Annotated in this window: 12 protein-coding genes, 1 tRNA gene and 12 pseudogenes; 9 read left to right on the top strand and 16 right to left on the bottom strand. The window is 50.4% G+C overall.

Going from position 1 to position 18,428, the window contains the following annotated elements:
• Positions 1-61 precede the first annotated feature (61 nt).
• Both AACL06_RS03200 and arfB read left to right on the top strand, forming a co-directional pair.
• Positions 62-656: pseudogene (locus tag AACL06_RS03200) on the top strand (YaeQ family protein).
• Positions 657-1,019: an alternative ribosome rescue aminoacyl-tRNA hydrolase ArfB gene (arfB, locus tag AACL06_RS03205; protein WP_339038249.1), complete on the top strand. Its 363-nt coding sequence runs from the start codon at positions 657-659 to the stop codon at positions 1,017-1,019. It abuts the pseudogene before it with no gap.
• A gap of 61 nt (positions 1,020-1,080) precedes the next feature.
• Here the strand turns inward: arfB and AACL06_RS03210 are convergent.
• The 3 genes and pseudogenes from AACL06_RS03210 to AACL06_RS03220 all read right to left on the bottom strand — a co-directional run.
• Positions 1,081-2,014, bottom strand: a pseudogene (locus AACL06_RS03210) (RNA-guided endonuclease InsQ/TnpB family protein); the annotation flags it as partial.
• A 67-nt stretch (positions 2,015-2,081) separates the two neighbouring features.
• Positions 2,082-2,984 (bottom strand): annotated as a pseudogene (locus tag AACL06_RS03215) (IS5 family transposase).
• Positions 2,917-3,078 carry a hypothetical protein gene (locus AACL06_RS03220; RefSeq protein WP_339037856.1) on the bottom strand — a complete coding sequence of 54 codons (162 nt, stop codon included), beginning with the start codon at positions 3,076-3,078 and terminating at the stop codon, positions 2,917-2,919. Before AACL06_RS03220 ends, AACL06_RS03215 begins: the two are co-directional and overlap by 68 nt.
• Before the next feature lie 580 nt (positions 3,079-3,658).
• Here AACL06_RS03220 and AACL06_RS03225 point away from each other — a divergent pair.
• The 3 pseudogenes from AACL06_RS03225 (at position 3,659) to gpmA (ending at position 6,052) form a co-directional block, all read left to right on the top strand.
• Positions 3,659-4,378, top strand: a pseudogene (locus AACL06_RS03225) (CPBP family intramembrane glutamic endopeptidase).
• Positions 4,379-4,712: 334 nt separating this feature from the next.
• Positions 4,713-5,086, top strand: a pseudogene (locus AACL06_RS03230) (PsiF family protein).
• Between the two features lie 212 nt (positions 5,087-5,298).
• Positions 5,299-6,052, top strand: a pseudogene (gpmA, locus tag AACL06_RS03235) (2,3-diphosphoglycerate-dependent phosphoglycerate mutase).
• A 70-nt stretch (positions 6,053-6,122) separates the two neighbouring features.
• On the opposite strand, the gene AACL06_RS03240 reads toward gpmA, so the two are convergent.
• The gene (locus AACL06_RS03240) at positions 6,123-6,236 is read right to left on the bottom strand and encodes an IS3 family transposase (RefSeq protein WP_425336927.1); all 114 of its coding nucleotides are present in this window, start codon (positions 6,234-6,236) and stop codon (positions 6,123-6,125) included.
• A 44-nt stretch (positions 6,237-6,280) separates the two neighbouring features.
• Between AACL06_RS03240 and AACL06_RS10535 the strand changes: the two are divergent.
• Together AACL06_RS10535 and AACL06_RS10540 are read left to right on the top strand one after the other, a co-directional pair.
• Positions 6,281-6,463 (top strand): annotated as a pseudogene (locus tag AACL06_RS10535) (IS1-like element transposase); the annotation flags it as partial.
• A gap of 31 nt (positions 6,464-6,494) precedes the next feature.
• Positions 6,495-6,584 (top strand): IS1 family transposase, encoded by a 90-nt coding sequence (locus AACL06_RS10540; RefSeq protein ID WP_425336928.1) that lies wholly within the window; start codon positions 6,495-6,497, stop codon positions 6,582-6,584.
• Between the two features lie 120 nt (positions 6,585-6,704).
• Here AACL06_RS10540 and aroG read toward each other — a convergent pair.
• The 12 genes and pseudogenes from aroG to AACL06_RS03305 form a co-directional block, all read right to left on the bottom strand.
• Positions 6,705-7,733: pseudogene (gene aroG, locus AACL06_RS03250) on the bottom strand (3-deoxy-7-phosphoheptulonate synthase AroG).
• 216 nt (positions 7,734-7,949) lie between these two features.
• Positions 7,950-8,675: a nicotinamide riboside transporter PnuC gene (gene pnuC, locus AACL06_RS03255; protein WP_339037860.1), complete on the bottom strand. Its 726-nt coding sequence runs from the start codon at positions 8,673-8,675 to the stop codon at positions 7,950-7,952.
• 26 nt (positions 8,676-8,701) lie between these two features.
• Positions 8,702-9,766, bottom strand: a pseudogene (gene nadA / locus AACL06_RS03260) (quinolinate synthase NadA).
• Positions 9,767-10,087: 321 nt separating this feature from the next.
• Positions 10,088-10,163, bottom strand: a tRNA-Lys gene (locus tag AACL06_RS03265).
• A gap of 176 nt (positions 10,164-10,339) precedes the next feature.
• Positions 10,340-11,110 carry a cell division protein CpoB gene (gene cpoB / locus AACL06_RS03270; protein WP_339037862.1) on the bottom strand — a complete coding sequence of 257 codons (771 nt, stop codon included), beginning with the start codon at positions 11,108-11,110 and terminating at the stop codon, positions 10,340-10,342.
• 9 nt (positions 11,111-11,119) lie between these two features.
• Positions 11,120-11,629 carry a peptidoglycan-associated lipoprotein Pal gene (gene pal / locus AACL06_RS03275; RefSeq protein ID WP_339038250.1) on the bottom strand — a complete coding sequence of 170 codons (510 nt, stop codon included), beginning with the start codon at positions 11,627-11,629 and terminating at the stop codon, positions 11,120-11,122.
• 45 nt (positions 11,630-11,674) lie between these two features.
• Complete coding sequence (gene tolB, locus AACL06_RS03280) at positions 11,675-12,967, bottom strand: Tol-Pal system beta propeller repeat protein TolB (protein ID WP_339037865.1); 1,293 nt, start codon at positions 12,965-12,967, stop codon at positions 11,675-11,677.
• 404 nt (positions 12,968-13,371) lie between these two features.
• Entirely contained in the window at positions 13,372-14,328 is a 957-nt protein-coding gene (tolA, locus tag AACL06_RS03285) for a cell envelope integrity protein TolA (RefSeq protein ID WP_339037867.1), read from the bottom strand.
• Positions 14,329-14,405: 77 nt separating this feature from the next.
• Positions 14,406-14,834, bottom strand: coding sequence for a colicin uptake protein TolR (gene tolR, locus AACL06_RS03290; protein ID WP_339037870.1), 429 nt, complete (start codon positions 14,832-14,834; stop codon positions 14,406-14,408).
• A gap of 12 nt (positions 14,835-14,846) precedes the next feature.
• Positions 14,847-15,530 (bottom strand): Tol-Pal system protein TolQ, encoded by a 684-nt coding sequence (gene tolQ / locus AACL06_RS03295; protein ID WP_339037872.1) that lies wholly within the window; start codon positions 15,528-15,530, stop codon positions 14,847-14,849.
• Positions 15,523-15,930 carry a tol-pal system-associated acyl-CoA thioesterase gene (ybgC, locus tag AACL06_RS03300; RefSeq protein WP_339037874.1) on the bottom strand — a complete coding sequence of 136 codons (408 nt, stop codon included), beginning with the start codon at positions 15,928-15,930 and terminating at the stop codon, positions 15,523-15,525. The genes tolQ and ybgC overlap by 8 nt, the downstream gene beginning before the upstream one ends.
• A 135-nt stretch (positions 15,931-16,065) precedes the next feature.
• Positions 16,066-16,281 (bottom strand): annotated as a pseudogene (locus AACL06_RS03305) (cyd operon YbgE family protein); the annotation flags it as partial.
• Between AACL06_RS03305 and AACL06_RS03310 the strand changes: the two are divergent.
• Together AACL06_RS03310 and pgm are read left to right on the top strand one after the other, a co-directional pair.
• A pseudogene (locus AACL06_RS03310) lies at positions 16,255-16,739 on the top strand (replication initiation negative regulator SeqA). The pseudogenes AACL06_RS03305 and AACL06_RS03310 overlap by 27 nt on opposite strands.
• Before the next feature lie 32 nt (positions 16,740-16,771).
• Positions 16,772-18,403: pseudogene (pgm, locus tag AACL06_RS03315) on the top strand (phosphoglucomutase (alpha-D-glucose-1,6-bisphosphate-dependent)).
• Positions 18,404-18,428: the final 25 nt, after the last annotated feature.

Here is an 18,428-nt window from a genome sequence, read left to right on the forward strand (position 1 = left end):
TTAGCCCCTACACGCTGACAGATCAAGTACACTGCTACCTGATAAAATGATGAGGTTCCATATAGCGCTGAAAGCAACCATTTATAAAGCAACAGTCAATATCGCTGATATGGATCGCCACTTCTACTACGATGCCGCGTTAACTTTGGCACAGCATCCTTCGGAAACACCACAGCGCATGATGTTGCGCCTGCTAGCTTGGATTTGTCACGCTGACGAACGGCTGGTGTTTACCAAGGGCCTGAGCGTTGAAGACGAACCAGATATTTGGCAGCGTAACGACCACAATGGGCTGTAAATGTGTATCGAAATGAGCCTGCCGGATGAGAAACGCATCAAAAAAGCCTGCAACCAGTCACCACGAGTGTTGGTATTATGCCTATGGCGAGCGTGCCTGACACATTTGGTGGCGAAGCATGCAGGGCAAGCTGGCTCGCTATAAAAACTTGAGCGTGCGTTTTCTGGATGATGAGCAGTTGGCGCGGCTGACGGCGTTAGCTAACCGCAATCTGCAACTGCAAGCCTCGCTACAAGAGGCAACTATCTGGCTATCTGACGCCCAGAATAGTCTTGAAATCCAGTTTGCTGAGTGGCAACAGGCGCAGGGTTTATCCGTGCTGGAACTGTCAAGAAATGTCGCCATTCCAGATAATTAACTGGAGTTGACGGTGATCCGTGCGCAGGGCGTGGGTGGCCAACATATGAACAAAACTTCAACGGCAATCCACTTGCGCTTTGACATCCGCGCCTCCAGCCTGCCAGAGCATTATAAGGAAAAGCTGCTAGCCTTTAATCATCATTTGATAAGTGCTGCGGGCGTAGTGATTATTAAAGCGCAGGAATATCGCAGTCAGGAATTAAACCGCGATGCGGCGCTTGCCCGCTTGGCGGCGGTGATCCAGCAGGCGATGGTGGTGGAAAACACACGCAAAGCGACCAGGCCCAGCAGAAGGGCTAAATTACGTCGCTTGGAAGGTAAAGTGCGTAAAGGTGCCATCAAAGCGCTGCGTAGCAAGTAGGAATATTAGGATAATCGCTTTGAAATCCTCCCGGCCTAAAGGACGGGGATTCCTACAGCGTTCAGACCGAAAGCTGACTCACCTGGGTGGGTTCCTGCTTTAACGGGCGGGGTCTGACTGCACTATCCCTCCATTGGCGTTCGTGGTGTATCCACATATCTGACACACAAATTTACTTTGCGACAGGCGGTTTTCTTTCGCTGTATGACCGCAGCATGCACCCCGCTGGCTGGTATATGCCGCAGATACTGCTAGTACCTGTGCTCTTCGCCAGAGCTGCTTGTACTCAAGTTGACGACGCATTTCATACCATCCCTGACCAGTATCGAGCGGTTTAAGCCTGATCTAGCTCTGACGTTTCGCCCGTGCTGCTCTGCCGTGCCTGTTGCCGACTTTGACATGTTACTGACCTTCAAGTCTTCAATGACGATCATTGCGTGGTTTTTGCAGATTTCACTGGTGATTTTATGAAGGTAGTCGCGCCGAATATTGGCAATGTGCGAGTGTAGATGCTGGATTTTTCGCTTATGTTTCTGCCAGTTGGCGCTGAATTTTACCTTTCTGCTTAACTGACGCTGAAGTATTGCCAGCTTGTGCTGGCTTGTTTTGAAGCTGTTGACGGGCGGGTATACCGTGCCATCTGAAAGCGTAGCGAGTTTGGTGACTCCGGCATCCACTCCGACCATTGACGCTGAGTTATGAACGGGTTCAGTAACTTCGTATGCTGTCTGGATGCTGACGTACCATTTGCTGCATGACTGGCTGATGGTGACATTTTTCACTTCACCTATAATTTCGCGGCTGTTGCGGTAGCGTATCCATCCCAACTTTGGCAACGATATACGACTATTGGCTTGATTGAGCTTCACACCTTGTGGGTAGCGCAATGCACCATTCTGCACGCGTTTTTTTAAACGGGGGAATGCTGCACGCTTCTGGAAGAAATTATTGTAGCCGCGCTCTAAATCTTTCAGTGACTGCTGCAACGTCTGCGAGGCGTTGTTGAATAAATCAGATTTGGAATAAAAAGTCCCCTGAAAGAGTCCCATGAATGGGCATCTTTCAGGCAACGCGTACACTTTCTGGCATACCGGCAAGCGTCATCTTGTTTAATGCACAGATCATGGCCATCGCCTCTGCAACTTGCACATTATAATCTCGCAGCGACAGGTGACCACCAAATAGCTTTTTTACTCTGTACCTCGCTGTTGCCGCTATCCAACGTCGGTGGTAGCCTGTGATATTTTTCCACCGTGTGTTTTCTCCGGTAAGGCGCTGGTTCGCCACCGCTTGATTGCGCTCTGCATAGTCTGCCGACCAATAACGGGCTCCGCTTCTAGGCGGTATTAACGCCCTGAGCTTCTTGCGCCTTAACTCATGATCACAAACTCGCGTATCCTAAGCCCGATCCGCCGAGGCGACTTTGATTTTACGGTACCTCTGGCGGATGAGACCTGGGAAGGCTTCGGTATCGGTGACATTGCTCAAGGAAAGGTCAGCACAGATGACCTCATGTGTTTCTGTATCTACGGCCAAATGCAGTTTTCGCCAGATCCGCCGTTTTTCCTGACCGTATTTTTTTACTTTCCACTCCCCTTCACCCAACACGTTGAGCCCGCTAGAGTCGATAACGAGGTGCGCAATTTCACCCGGCGTTGCGGTTTTAAACGGGACATGGCCGGACTTTGCCCGCTTACTGATGCAGGTGTCGTCCGGGCAGTTCAACGGCACTTTGATCAGTGTGACAATGGAGTTGACGAAGCCCTGGAGAGCGCGAAGTGTCAGGCATAAAATTTGTTTCAGCATCAATACGCTGGTGATTGTCATATCGGAATAATGTTGTCGGCGACCACGCAGAGAAGGTTTTGCCTCGCAATACCAGGAGTGAAGTGCCGTTTCATCCACCGAGAAATTGAGTGAACCCCGAGTGGTAAGGGCATTGTTGTAAGCCTTCCAGTTGGTGATGTTGAACTTTTGCTGGGCCACGGAATATCGCTATTTTGACAGAAGGAGAGTGATCGGATCCTCGTCCCGGCCAAATGTTCGATTTATTCAACAACGCCGTTCTTTTCGCTCCGTGATCGCTGTTCATATAGTGATGAACAACCTGCTGCTTGAATGCAATAGAGTATTTTTTTCTGCACATTGAAATGCAAAACACCTAATCGTTGGATGTCCAACTTTCGGGGTTCACTTCACAAACGTGGCTTTTTGCGCTTTAATGACCTAATCGGCAACAATAAGAACCTATCCCAGTATGTGTATATTGTTGCCGCCAGTTTATACACCGACAGCGCGCAACCACCTCAGCGTACAGGGAAGTACTGCTAAGGGCCAATATGGCAAATAAAATAGCCTAATGGGATAGGTACTAAAACTTTTACAGCCGACAGGGCGCGTTATACAGGCCAAAATTCTTCTTACCTGAAACTCTAGCAAAAGCGGATCGCCAATCCGCGTCACACCGTTGGAATACGGGCAACAGCATCTGGAGATATGATTGAACTATGGCAAAAACCCGTACACCCTGGATATGCTCCCTTGCTGTGCTACTATCCAACCTGGTACTCAACTTCACTTCGCCATATTTGCGCGGCACTTTGACACTCAGCGCCGTAGACATTTAAAGAGATATCTTTATGTGGGGCGTACTTGCTGCTTCGTTATTTTTCTTGCTGTTTAACCGACTGTTAACCTGGCTAATTTTGGCTGCGTCTGCGGCTATGGGGCTTTATCATGGCGTGTTGACGCCACTCAGCCTAGGATACCTGCTGGTTATCGCCACGCTGGTATGGCTGAGATATCACTTTCACGCCATACGTCACCTGGCGATAACTGTTGAAACATTGCTGGTCGCGAGTTGCCTGGCGCTATTCTTGCACCTGGTGCCAGGCATTCATAACCCCTTCATGATAAACGGTGAAAAAACCGTCCAACTCAGCACACCTTTCACCTTATATTACCACTTCGATAAAGCGCTAGTACCGTTCCTGCTGTTGGCCGTCACGCTAGGTAGGCTGAAGATAGAGTTGCATACCCCATCCTGGCTCTTACAGTATGCCATGGCCAATCTATTCTTCACCTAAATGGCTGAAGAGGCACTGTTTCGCGGTTACCTGCAACAACGTCTCAGCCAGTGGCTAAGTGCCTGGCCAGCGTTGATTATCACAGCGCTAATATTCGGCGCAGGGCACCTAGCTGGCGGCATGTGGATGGTGATGTTCGCCACGCTGGCCGGTTTGATTTATGGCCTGGCCTGGATGTGGAGTGGTCGGCTGTGGGTGCCGCCCCTGTTCCATTTCGGGCTTAACTTGGCTCACCTGTTGTTCTTCACCTTTCCATGGTATCAACAGCCATAAACTTCAGCCCTGAGAAGAAGTATCAATGCCCCTGTAGCATGAGATTTTTTATAAATGCTTACCTTTGTACCCATTTTGTCTGTTGGTGTTTACCTTTCCTTATTTCAAAGTGCGCATTAAAATCAGTGCTATACCCTAAATAATTCGAGTTGTAAGAAGGCGGCAAGGCAGCAGATCTCCATGCGTTTACCCCCATAAGTGACTGGGGTGATTTAGGAAAGCGAACGCCCAGGAAACGTAAAGTATGACGGGTATACCGTGATAAGTACAACGTCTCGTATGACGACACAATTTTCGGCCAATGCTGGCCCTATCAATAGCTTAAGGAATATTTATGCGTCTGATTACTGCATTTCCATTATTGGTTCTGGGAAGCTTCATGCTGAGTACTAACCTGGTGGCAGCCGATATGGCTGTGAAAACGCCTTCTCCGGCGCAGGCGGCCCAGCAAAAACGTATGGACCAATTGCAACCATCAAGCTTCCACCAAATCGCTGAAAGGCGAAAACCGCTCTACCTTTATGAGCACCTGTCTGAAGGCTAAAAGCTCCTCCACTGTCGGCAAATCCTTGACCCCTTCCAGTCCTTCCCACCTGATCGATGCAGCAGCAAAAGATGAAAGACTGTAATGCTGATGCCAAAGCCAAAAGCCTGAAAGGCAATGAGCGTAAAACCTTTATGAGCGCCTGCCTGAAGAAATCAGCCTGATTTTTTCCATACCAGGGCGCGGCGAGATAAAGCTTCGCCGTGCCTCTTCTTCCAGTCCTTCCCACCTGATCGATTCAGCTTTTCCTCGGCCCCCCTTACTTTGCAGCGATAAATTGGCTATGGTGAGACGCTATCGATTGCCGAGGCCCAGGCAGCGGCAATATAATGATTTTCATTATCATTGAACTATCAGATTATTGAGGAGTTAAGCTATGCCTGTAACTAAGCTGGTTATTGTGCGTCACGGTGAAAGCCAGTGGAACAATGAAAATCGCTTCACCGGTTGGTATGATGTTGATTTGTCGGATAAAGGCCGTGCTGAAGCGAAAGCAGCAGGCAATTTGTTGAAAGACGAAGGTTTTTCTTTCGATTTCGCCTATACCTCCGTACTAAAGCGTGCTATCCACACTCTGTGGCATATCCTCGACGAGCTGAACCAAGCCTGGCTACCCAGTAAAAAATCCTGGAAGCTGAACGAGCGTCACTATGGCGCTCTACAAGGCCTGAACAAGGCAGAAACCGCTGAGAAATATGGCGATGAACAGGTCAAACAATGGCGTCGTGGTTTCGCTGTGACCCCGCCAGAACTGACTAAAGAAGATGAACGCTACCCAGGCTACGATCCGCGCTACAGCGCGCTCACTGAGCAAGAGCTGCCGCTAACCGAAAGCTTGGCGCTGACCATCGATCGCGTTATCACATATTGGAACGAAGAGATCTTGCCACGCATCAAGAGCGGTGAGCGCGTTATCGTAGCGGCTCACGGCAACTCGCTGCGCGCAATGGTGAAATACCTGGATAACCTGAGCGAGGATGAGATCCTTGAGCTGAACATCCCAACCGGAGTGCCATTGGTGTATGATTTCGATGACAACTTTAAGCCGATCAAGCGCTACTATTTGGGCAATGCAGACGAAATCGCCGCTAAAGCGGCTGCCGTGGCAAAACCAGGGTGAGGCGAAGTAATTTTTATCCGTTTATGTGACAAAATGTCTGGTGAAAATGAACTGCACCCCATTCAGTTGGACAGTTCAGATTAAGCGGATTTCAAGGGCTGGGTTCGGTATGATAGCGAACTCAGGCCTTTGGCTTTCCGACTGATTCTTTCGTTGTTGTAGTAATGGAGGTATTCCGCTATCGCTTGCTTCAATTCATCGATACTGCCGAACTCGTTGAGATGATTTCAGCGTACCAAACCCTAAAGGGCCAGGAGCGCCTCCCTATCGTGATGGCCGGTGTATATTCCAACTCACCTACACTTATCAGGCAGAAAGCCAGGCGTTAAAGAGCCAATCGTTGATATGGCGCTGGGTTGGCGATACAGCAACAACGCTTAATATCGGTATCAACAGGGTTATCCGCACTTTAAAAAACTTGCGCTGAAGCGAATAGTACACGCCTCAAAAGAGTGGTTCGCAAAACTCTCTGCTTCTCACGTTCTATTGCTCTACATGAAAAATCCATCGATCCCTTTACTGAAAAGCACAGCTTCTACTAATTAGATGCCTCCCCCTCTGCCGCTAAAATACAAAACGCCCGATGAGTCTCATCGGGCGTTATAAGGCTGAAAAGTGTCAACCTATAGTAGGACTAGTCAGGCAAAAAATAGGTAGAAACATTAGCCACGGCGGCGCACTTTCACCGCCGCCTCCAGTTCCCGCAGCACGGTTTCAGTATCTTGCCAACCGATGCGGAATCGGTCACGCTTTTGCCGTAAACCAATGATTCGCCACTTTCCAAACTCTGATTGCCTTCTACCAGATGGCTTTAAATCATCACACCGATAATCGCTTTTTCACCACCAGCGATCTGGCCGCAAATATCAGCATTCACGTCAAGCTGCTTCTTAAACTGCTTGCTGCTGTTGGCGTGGCTTAAATCGAGCATCACCTGCGCCTTCAACCCTGCTTTGGTCAGGCCATCTTTGACCTCTTTGACATGCGCTGCACTGTAGTTCGGTTCTTTACTGCCGCGCAGAATGATATGACAGTCGCCGTTACCAGCTGGTATTGACGATCGCCGAATAACCCCACTTGGTCACTGACAGGAAGCAATGCGGGGCGCTGGCCGCGTTGATGGCGTCAATCGCCACCTTGATAGTGCCATCGGTGCCATTTTTGAAGCCGACTGGGCAAGACATGCCGGAAGCCAGCTCACGGTGCACCTGAGATTCGGTCGTACGTGCGCCGATGGCCCCTCAACTCATCAGATCTGCCAGGTACTGCGGGGTGATCATATCAATGAACTAGCCAGCAGTTGGCAAGCCGCTATCGTTGATTCCCAGCAGCAATTTACGCGCAAAACGCAGGCCATCGTTGATATGGAAGCTGTTATCCATCTGCGGATCGTTAATTAGTCCTTTCCAACCCACGGTAGTGCGCGGCTTTTCAAAGTAAACGCGCATCACCACTTCCAACTCGCCGTTTAGCTCTTCGCGCAGAGTCAGCAGGCGCACCGCATATTCCCTGGCCGCTTGAGTATCATGAATAGAGCATGGACCGATCACCACTAGCAGGCGATCATCGCTGCCGCGGAGGATATTATGAATGGCGCAGCGCGCTTGCGATAACTTCTCTACCGCGCGTTCAGTGGCTTGAGACTTCTCTAAAAAAGCAACCGGTGGCAGGAGTTCCTTGATTTCGTTAATGCGTAAGTCGTCGTTTTGCTAATTCATTGCTTTTCCATTGGTATAGAAGGGTATTTCATAGTGCATAGATCCCACCAATCTTGCCTAAGTGAACGGCACCTATAAATCACCTTTGCCGAACGGCCAAATTAACCTGTTTTATCGGCATCGGCTTATCCATCACGCACGCATCATCACTGGATATCAGCAGGGGGCAAAATGCCCCATTTGCATAAATTATTGTGCAGAAGATAACGGGCAGGAATCATTCTGGCGGGCACTTTTGATCCACAGCCAAGAGCCGTTGAGGGCGATCAGGGTCAGGATGATGTATTCCAGTGCCATTGTGTAGACGCCCTTATAGGCGAAAATAGCTACGCTGACCACGTCGATCACTACCCATAGCAGCCAGTTCTCGACATATTTGCGCGTCATGAGGATCATCGCCACGATAGACAACACCGTCATTGCTGAATCCCAAAATGGGAAAGCATCCGGTTGCAAGGCCGGTATCTGCACACTGATCTTTAGCGCCTGCATCATCGCTACCGCAATCTGCGCAAGCCAAGCGAACACGCGGTCGATATTAACCGCCATCAGGGCAATGCCGCTGGCACCCACTGCTGCCCATACTAGCGCCTTCGGCAGCGACAACCAGCGGATCCGCAGCAAAGCCTGATGGTTGTGCGTCTGACGGCTCCAAGCATACCAGCCATAGATATTGGCACCAAAGAAAAATAGTTGCAGCAACAGGCTGGCATAGAGCTGGATTTGGAAGAAAATCACCGCGAACAACGTGACGTTAATCAGACCGAAGAGGTAATTGATGATCTTTTCTTTGCTGGCGCACCAAGTGCATAACAGACCAAACAGCGTGCCGACGGCTTCAATCCACGATAAATCGTAACAGCCCACACCAAGGGGGATATGCACCAATATATTGCCGGTACTAAAGAAAATCATACAGTGTTCCTCATTAAATGAGACGGTTAAGCGTTCCCTTTGGCCTGTATGCTTAACTGTGCGGCAAAATCCAGCATACTATTCAGGGGGAATAGCGCCTTTTTGCGTAGCGTAGCGTCTATCTGTATCTGATGCTTAATACAAATACCACCCTGATCGAGGATTTCGGCGATATCCCTCAGGCCGTTCATCGCCATCTACGGGCAATGCGCACAACTGAGGCAGCTCGCTCCTTCACCGACTGTCGGTGCCTCAAACAACTCTTTGTCCGAGCAAGCCTGCTGCCTCTTGTAAAAAATACCGCGATCTGTAGCCACAATCAGCCGTTTATTCGGCAACGTTTTCGCTGCTTGGATCAGTTGACTGGTTGATCCTAGGGCATCGGCTAGTTCGACCACCGCCTGTGGCGACTCTGGATGCACCAATATCGCCGCGTTCGGGTACAGCGCCTATATTCTCCTCAGTGCCTGAGTTTTACACTCATCATGAACAATACAGGAGCTTTTGCCAACATAGTACATCGGCCCCGGTGTGCTTCTGCACATAGCCGCCGAGATTGCAATCCGGTGCTAAGATGATTCTCTCACCCAGGCTGTAGAGATGTTCAATAAGCTCAATGTCAATGCTGGAGGTCACAACCCAGTCGACGCACGCTTTGACCGCCGCCGAAGTATTAGCGTAGACCACGACTGTGCGATCGGGATGACTATCATCGCAAAATGCGCGAAACTCTTCTTCCGGGCAGCCAAGATCCAGCGAGCATTCGGCGTACAATGTCGGCATCAGAACTTTTTTCCCGGGCTGAAGATCCTGGCGGTTCCCCCCATAAAACGCACCCCAGCGACGAACAGCGTTGAAGCAGGATGCGCGCTGCCAATGCGTGCCATCTCCAGCGAATCCGCCACACAGCCGCCATTTTCTTCCACCAGTGCCTGAATTTACGGGTCGGTATAATAGCGTGAAACCATCACCGCATTATGCTCCTTGAGCAAGGTTTTAATCCGCTCACGGTAGTACAGCGTAGCCGCAACGTCCAATGGAACCGGTTTGGGTGGGAAGGGATATCCATTAGCATCAAACATTTCACTCATTACTACAGTATCATTCTAGGCTGGGCGCTTTCGGCTGTACTCCCCCGCACAATACCCATTTGTTTTATATATTAAACAAATGGGTATTGTGCGATAAGTACGCAGATATTTTCATATATGCGCAAGAATATTTAATTTATTAAATGCTAATAAGCGGCAGTATACCAGGAGAGGTGTTTGATGCAGAGATAGCAGTAAGCGTGGATTTCACGTTCAATCACTTTTTAGCGTGGTGGACTATGCCAGATAGCTCTGCCTTCAGCGCCAGCACTGGGGGGGATGCTGTCCTTGCCGATTTCACGTCTTTTCTCGCTTTGGAAGTGGTGGGTCGTGCAGGATTCGAACCTGCGACCAATTGATTAAAAGTCAACTGCTCTACCAACTGAGCTAACGACCCAATTTCTTTGCTGCTTTAACACCGGGCAAGATGTCTTGGCAACGGCGGCATATATTACTAATATATCTTTGTAGTGCAACCTTAATTTTTGATTAATAGGCTCAACTGCTTATTCTTCAGACGACCAGCCCAAAAATCGGTCAGCCTGGCTGATTTCCTGGCACCTTTTACACTTGTTAACCGGCTACGCGACTTTTCGCCAGTGCGGCCGCCGCGCTGGTTGGATACTGTTTAATTACCTGCTGGAACACGGCGTTAGCTTTATCAGCCTGCCCTTTTTCCTGCATGATGATACCTACTTTGTACATGGCATCCGGCGCTTTAGGTGACTTTACGTAATTCTTCACCACCACCGCAAAATAGTAGGCCGCATCATCTTTTTTACCTTTGTTGTAAAGCAGCTGACCCAGCCAATAATTGGCATTAGGCTGGTAGGTAGATTTTGGGTGCTGTTTTACGAAGGACTGAAAAGCAGAGATCGCTGGGTCATACTGTTTTTTTTCCAGTGCCAAAGAAACAGCGGTATTGTAGTCGCTGTTTTCATCCCCTTGGTTGGAGGGTACCACAGACGTGCGGGTGCTGCCGTTAGAGGTACCAGCTACTGCTGCCCCGGCTGTAACTCCCCCCACCTGAGCACTGCCCTGGCTGAGATTATCCATCTGTTGATAGCTTTTCCTCTGGCGCTCGACTTGGTTTAATTGATATTGATTTTCCTGAGTCTGCCCGCGCAAGGCGTCAATATCATGCTGATTTTCAGAGAGTTGTTGCTGGAGTTGGTTTAAAAGCTGGCCCTGAGCATTGCTGATGCGTTCAAGCAAGGTGACGCGCTCTTCAAGCGAACCAGAACCCACATGACTGATTGGCACTTGGGCAGTAGCGGCCCATGGAGCCGCTAAGCCAATCAGCAACGATAGACTGAACACATGGCATCTGAAGTCACTATTCATACGATTTTCTTAGTAAACCAGAACGGCACGGCGGTTTTTAGCATAAGCATCTGCGTCGTGACCCAGTACAGCTGGTTTTTCTTTGCCGTAGGAAACGATAGATATCTGGTCAGCTAAAACGCCTTTTCCCTGCAAGTACATTTTAACTGAGTTAGCACGATGCTCGCCCAGAGCGATGTTGTATTCCGGCGTACCACGTTCGTCCGCATGGCCTTCAACAGTCACTTTGTAAGAAGCGTTATTACGTAAGAACGTCGCATGTGAGTCCAACATCTGAGCAAAATCAGCGCTTACGTCATACTTATCGAGGCCGAAGTATATCGTGTTTTCCTTTTGCATTTCTTGAATCTGCAAACGCGCTTGCTCTTCAGAAGATAGATTGCTGCTGCCGTTTTCTATGCCAGTGCCAGCCCCCATCCCAGATTGATCGTCGTTTGCGCTTTTTTTAGAACTACAAGCTGCTACAGCCAGTACGGGCAATGCCAGCAGAAGCGCTTTCAGCACTTTATTCAATTGCATTTCTTTGATCCTCTTATAGTTTGACATATATAATTGGCACATGCATCACAGATGCGGCGACCAGGCAGGGGATTTGACCTGTCCATCAGTTGCCGGAAGACGCGCTTTAAAACGCCCATCAGTTGATACCAGTTGCAACACGGAACCCATACCTTGCATGGAACTATAGATAACCATAGTGCCATTTGGCGCAATACTAGGCGTTTCGTCAAGGAGAGTGCCGGTTAATACTTGAACGGCTCCCGAACCAAGATCTTGTTTGGCGATATGCTGAACCCCATTATTGGAACTCACCATCACTAGAAATTTACCATCGGAACTGACCTTAGCGTTCTGATTCTGAGAACCTTCCCATGTCAGACGCTGCGATGCTCCGCCGCTAGCACTGATCTTGTAAACTTGCGGACGGCCCCCCTGATCGGAGGTATAGGCCAGCGTCTGACCATCCGGGAACCAGGCTGGCTCAGTGTCGTTGCTACGACTATCGGTGATCTGCGTCATTTGGCCAGAATCGAGGTTCATCACGTACAGGTTCAGGCTACCACTCTTGGACAGCGCAAACGCCAGGCGGCTGCCATCTGGGGAGAACGCCGGTGCACCGTTGTGACGCGGGAACGCGGCGATCTGGCTGATTGCCCCGTTAGCTAAAGTTTGCACCACCAGCGCCGAGCGGCCGCTTTCGAAGGTCACATAGGCCAGCTTGCTACCATCCGGTGACCACGCTGGTGACATCAGCGGCTCAGGAGAGCGGTGCACCACAAACTGGTTGTAGCCATCATAGTCTGCTACACGCAGTTCGTAGGAAAATTTACCGCCGTTGGTCTGCGCTATGTAGGCGATACGGGTGCGGAAAGCCCCCTTAGTGCCAATCAGCTTTTCAAATACTTCGTCGCTAGCAGTATGTGCAGAATAACGCAACCATTGTTGGGTCACTTTAAACTGGTTCTGTGCCATTACGCTGCCTGGGGAACCTGAGGTATCCACCAATTGATAAGAGATCAGGTAACTACCGTCTGCGCCAGGTTGCACCTGGCCGACAACTACAGCATCAATGCCCAGTGCAGTCCAGGCCGCTGGCGTCACTTCAGATGCGGTGGTGGGTTGCTGAGGAATGCGTGCCACATCAATCGGGTTGAATTTGCCGCTATTGCGCAAGTCTGCGCCGACAATCTTGCCAATATCTTCTGGAGGCGTGCCAGAACCAGTCCATTTAAACGGCACCACAGCAATCGGACGAGCAGAATCGATCCCTTGGGTGATTTCAATGCGAACTTCTGCGTGAAGAACGGACGCCCACAGTATTAAAAAGCCTAGCGCTACTCGAAATGCTTGCTTCATCTCATCTCCCTTATCCAAGCAGAATGCCTACGATAAATTAGCAGAATTTTAATAATCCAACACAAACAAAGCTGCATAATCTCTATTGGTTACCTTATTGGTTACCTTTAGTCAGTGTTCCGTCATTGACTCTGGGCACAATAGCAAACCCAAAAGCTAGTAATCAAGGCAAAAGGGCGGGCCTATGTCCAAAAGCGATAACACCGAGTACTGGATTTTAGGACGAGACCAGAACGGCTTAGAGCCATTGTGGGCGCGTTTCTAAGTGACGATTCGCTGATTTGGCCCACCAACCTTCCTGGCCCGCGCCTTGCTGCGCGTGAAAATGACCACCAGCGGCGCTCAAGGGCGATTGAGGGACACAGCCTAGTATATCCCTATAGCATCGCTGTGTTAATCGAGCGTTATTGCGGCTTAAATCCCAGTGTAAAATTTTTAAAATGCTGATAAACGGCATCGCTTGGCGGTTTAGGCATCTGTGCCAGCTTAGCAGCATAGACTGCCGCCTGACAAAGCGCTGGATCGCCGCCTACCTCCTGCACGCTGATCAGCAAGCCATCCAGTGCCAGCTTGATGCGCAGATCACAGGTTTTGCCGGTGAATGAACCGGGGTCATAAAACTTGCTTTGGATCGCACCCTGAATCTGCCTCATATAACTGTTGATATACGCACGGCTGGCCCCTGCGGCCTTGGCATTACCCTGCCCCGCAGGCTTGCCTTCCCCCTTCTGTTTGCCCCCACCTTCAGGCGCGTTTTTACCGTCCAACAGGCCATCAAACAGATCATCGACTTCCGCGGACTGCTTTGCGGCAGCAGCTTTCTTCTTGGCTTGCGCTGCGGCTTTTTGTTCCGCGGCGTTCTTGGCTTCTTCCGCCCGTTTCCTGGCTTCGGCTTTCTTCTGCGCCTCGGCCTGCGCTATGGCAAGTTTATCAGCCTCTGCTTTGGCTTTCGCCGCTGCGGCTTCCGCTGATTTCTGCTGTTCCGCCAGCATTTTGGCCTGCTGCGCGGTTTTTTCTTGCATCGTCAGACGTTCTTTTTCTAGCGCTTTCAGGCGTTGCTGCTCCCCCGCCTGCTTCTGTTTAAGTTCTTCGGCCTGCTGCTGCGCTTTTTTCTGACGCAGTTTCTCGGCACGCTGTGCGTCATTGCTCTGCTGCTGCTGGCGGTTGTATTGCTCCAACACGGCACTAGGAACGACCATTACCGCGCCGACAACGGAACCATCAACGCCACCGCCGCCAGCACTCATGATGGTTTCCTGCAACGATCCCCAAATCAGAAGGGCAATCAGTATCAAATGCAGCACGACCGAAACAATAACGGCACGATTAAGCTTATCGTTTTGTTCAGTTGCCTTTACCAAAATAAGTTCCTAAAACGGCTGTTGCTTATACGGGGTTCCTGAGCCACAGCACAGGAACCAGGTGCCATACGTTACGATCAAATTGGCTGAGTCATCAGCCCAACGGACGTTACACCCGCCTGATGGAGAATATTCAATGCCTTAATAATTTCATCATAAGGAACATCCTGCGCACCGCCGATTAAAAAGACCGTTTTCGGATTGGCTACCAAGCGTGATTTGGCTTTGGCTGCCACCTGCTCTGGTGGCAGCAATGCCATACGCTGGTGATCCATCACCAGGGTGTATTGACCCACACCGGAAACTTCAAGGATCACCGGCAGATTATCAGCGCTGGACACGGTTTTGGAATCAGCGGCATCCGGTAGTTCAACTTCCACGCTCTGCGTGATAATTGGCGCGGTTGCCATAAAGATCAGCAGCAGCACCAACAGCACATCAAGCAGAGGAACGATGTTAATTTCGGACTTCAGTTCACGCCGATGGCGTCCAGGTATTCTCGCCATGCTGCCCCCTACTTATTTGCTGTCGCTGGAGAAGGCATGACGGTGGAGAATAGCGGTAAACTCTTCCATAAAGTTGCCGTAATTTTGCTCAAGTTTGTTGACAAGTTGATTGAGGCGGTTATAGGCCATCACAGCTGGGATCGCAGCGAAAAGTCCGATTGCGGTGGAGATCAACGCTTCGGCAATACCCGGTGCCACCATCTGCAACGTAGCCTGCTTCACCGCACCCAGTACGATAAAGGCGTGCATGATCCCCCACACGGTGCCAAACAGACCAATATACGGGCTGATCGAACCAACGGTGCCGAGGAACGAAATATGGTTTTCCAACGCTTCCAGCTCGCGGTTCATTGAGATGTGCATCGCTCGCGATGCCCCTTCAATAACCGACTCCGGCTCATGATTATTGGCACGGTGCAAACGGGCGAACTCTTTAAAACCCGCATAGAAGATCTGTTCTGAGCCAGTCAAGCTATCGCGACGCGCCTGGCTCTCATGGTATAGACGGGAAAGCTCGACACCAGACCAGAATTTGTCTTCAAAGGCCTCGGCGTCGCGCGTTGCCACATTGAGGATGCGCGTGCGCTGGATGATGATCGCCCAAGAGGCTACCGATAAGCATATTAAAATCAGCATGATAAGCTTAACCAGTAGGCTCGCTTTCAAGAATAAATCTAGGATGTTCATGTCAGTCACTGCTTAACTCCGCGACAATAGACTTAGGAAGCGCTATTGGCTTCATTAGGTGTAGATCAAAACATGCAATCAATAAATTGGCTTGGCTCAGCAGAGTTCCGTCTGAGTTGACAATGCATTGAGCAAACATGAGAGCAGCCGCGCGGATAACAGTGATTTCACTCTGCACTTCCAGTTGTTCGTCGAGACGAGCCGGAGCCAGGTAATCCACCGCCATACGCTGGACAACGATAGCGACATGTTGATTGAGCAGTTGCTGTTGATGAAATTTATGCTGACGCAGCATCTCAGTGCGCGCTCTTTCAAAAAAAGCGACATAACGGGCGTGATAGACCACACCACTGACATCGGTATCCTCGTAGTAAACACGAACCGGCCATCGAAACAACTTATTACTCACTCTGACTCTATTTCCCGATAATGCGATTTAACGCTATTACTATACGCAAGTCGGATCGGGTTGGAAATGGGGGTGAGTTATAATGAAAATAATTATGGGCTGCATTAGCCCCATCACATAGTGATATCACGGAGATTATAAAGAAACGTAAAGTAATCCTGCGTCCAAAACCACAATGGCAGGAAGTGGCGCGAAAAGAGCGCGCCAGAAATTACGCTGCGGCCGAAAGCCGAAGCCATGGATCACGCCGGTATACACTGCCCAAATAAGCAGCAGCCCTTGCCAAATCTCCAGCGAGCTGGTTTTAGCGTCAAAACGCGTTGGTTGCCAAAAGATGCAACCCGCCAAAATATAGGTGAAAGCGCGTCCGATATTTTACGCCGCATGCTGAAATTTACCGCCATGTAACCGTTGGCGACTGTCAGCCCGCGAAAAAAAGTGTTGCCTGCGCCACTTGCGTCTGATCGCGTGCGTGCCATCCGTGAACTGCTACTTTTGGATGAGTATGCCAACAGAGTAAGGCCATTGAGCGTTTTATTTTGGTGCTCTCCACGCTTTATAACCTTGATGCCGCGAGTTTTTCCGCCGCCACCGATGCGTTGCATGCCCGTACCCGTCTTTATTTCGCCAGCGAGCAGCATACCCTGCTTGCTAACGGCAGGCATACCAAGCCGAAACACGTTCCAGGCACCCCTTATTGGGTGATCACCAATACCAATACTGGTCGCCAGCGCAGTATGATCGAAAACATTATGCGCGCCATGCAGTTCTCGGCAGAACTGACGGAGAAGGTTTGCGGAACCATCTGACACTAGCCAACAGTGATAGGAAGGATATGTCGATGGCAAATAATCCACGTGCCGGGCAACCCGCCCAGCAAAACGATTTGATCAACGTAGCTCAGTTGATATCGCAGTACTACGTGCTGCTGCCAGAGGTAGGCAACGTTGCCCATGCGGTGAAATTCGGTACATCCGGCCACCGGAGTAGTGTGCAATGCGCCACAGCTTTAACGAAGCGCACATCCTCGCCATTGCTCAGGCGATCGCTGAAGTCCGCCATCAGCAGGGGGTGACTTGCCCTTGCTACGTAGGCAAGGATATCCATGCGCTGTCAGAATCGACCGTTATTTCGGTGCTGGAAGTCCTCACTGCCAACGGTATTGATGTGATCGTGCAGGAAAATAACGGTTTTACGCCTACGCGGTCAGTATCGCACGCTATCCTATGCCATAACCGTCAGGGTGGGGCGCAGGTGGATAGTATCGTCATCACACGCTCCTATAATCCACCGGAAGCCGACGGAATCAAGTACAACCCGCCGAATGGCGGCCCGGCCGACACCTACCTGACCGAGCTGATCGAAAAACGCGCAAATAAACTGTGGGCGCAGTGCTTGAAGGGCATGCAGCGTCAGTCTTTGGATAAGGCTTGGCATAGCGGTCATTTGCATACTAAAGATCTGGTGCAGCCATACATTACAGGGCTGGTGGATGTGGTTGACATGGCGGCCATTTAAGTTGGGGGTTGAGCCACTCAGCGATTCAGGCATTGCCGACTGGCAGCGCATGGCCGAGCATTACAAGCTGGATCTGACGTTGGTGAATGACTCTATCGATCAGACTTTCCGTTTTATGCATCTGGATCATGATGGCATCATCCGCATGGACTGCTCGTCCGAGTCAGCGATGGCCGGTCTGCTCGCACTGCTCGGCAAATTCGATCTGGCGTTCGCCAACGATCCAGATTACGACCGCCACGGCATAGTGACGCCACAAGGTTTAATGAACCCTAACCATTATCTTGCGGTGGCCATCAACTATTTACTCCAGCATCGTCCGCAATGGGGCGCTGATGTGGCGGTAGGCAAAACGTTGGTTTCCAGTGTGATGATTGACCGCGTAGTCGCCGATCTGGGCCGAAAAATGATGGAAGTGCAGGTCGGATTTAAATGGTTTGTTGATGGTTTTTTCGACGGTAGCCTGGGATTTGGCGGAGAAGAAAGTGCCGGGTCCTCGTTTCTGCGCTTTGACGGCATGCCATGGTCGACTGAAAAAGACGGTATTATCATGTGCCTGCTGGCGGTGGAAATCACGGCGGTGACCGGCAAAAATCCTCAGCAGCATTACGATGGTCTGGTCAAGCGCTTTGGTGCATGAAGCTACAACCGTATTCAGGCTCAGGCTAGCGATGCTCAGAAAGCCGCGTTATCCAAGCTGGCGCCGGACAGGGTTAAGGCCAGCATGCTGGGGGGAGATCCGATCACTGATCACTTGACTATCGCACCAGGTAACGGGGCACCGATCGGTGCCCCGAAAGTGATGACCGACAACGGTTGGTTCGCCGTTCGCCCTTCAGGTACTGAAGAAGCCTACAAGATCTATTGCGAAAGCATCCTGGGTGCTGAACACCGTGAGAAGATCGAGCATGAAGCGGTAGAAATCTTCGCTGAAGTGCTAGCATCTGCCAAATAATCTCCTTCTATTGATGTGATAAAAG

The organism is Serratia symbiotica (Periphyllus acericola), from assembly GCF_964019515.1.
GTDB lineage: Bacteria > Pseudomonadota > Gammaproteobacteria > Enterobacterales > Enterobacteriaceae > Serratia > Serratia symbiotica_D.

What these genes read in the sequence shown, in the direction of transcription:
- pnuC (WP_339037860.1), bottom strand. Translation starts at nt 8,675, where the DNA reads ATGATTTTCTTTAGTACCGGCAATATATTGGTGCATATCCCCCTTGGT.
- cpoB (WP_339037862.1), bottom strand. Translation starts at nt 11,110, where the DNA reads ATGAATAGTGACTTCAGATGCCATGTGTTCAGTCTATCGTTGCTGATT.
- pal (WP_339038250.1), bottom strand. Translation starts at nt 11,629, where the DNA reads ATGCAATTGAATAAAGTGCTGAAAGCGCTTCTGCTGGCATTGCCCGTA.
- tolB (WP_339037865.1), bottom strand. Translation starts at nt 12,967, where the DNA reads ATGAAGCAAGCATTTCGAGTAGCGCTAGGCTTTTTAATACTGTGGGCG.
- tolR (WP_339037870.1), bottom strand. Translation starts at nt 14,834, where the DNA reads ATGGCGAGAATACCTGGACGCCATCGGCGTGAACTGAAGTCCGAAATT.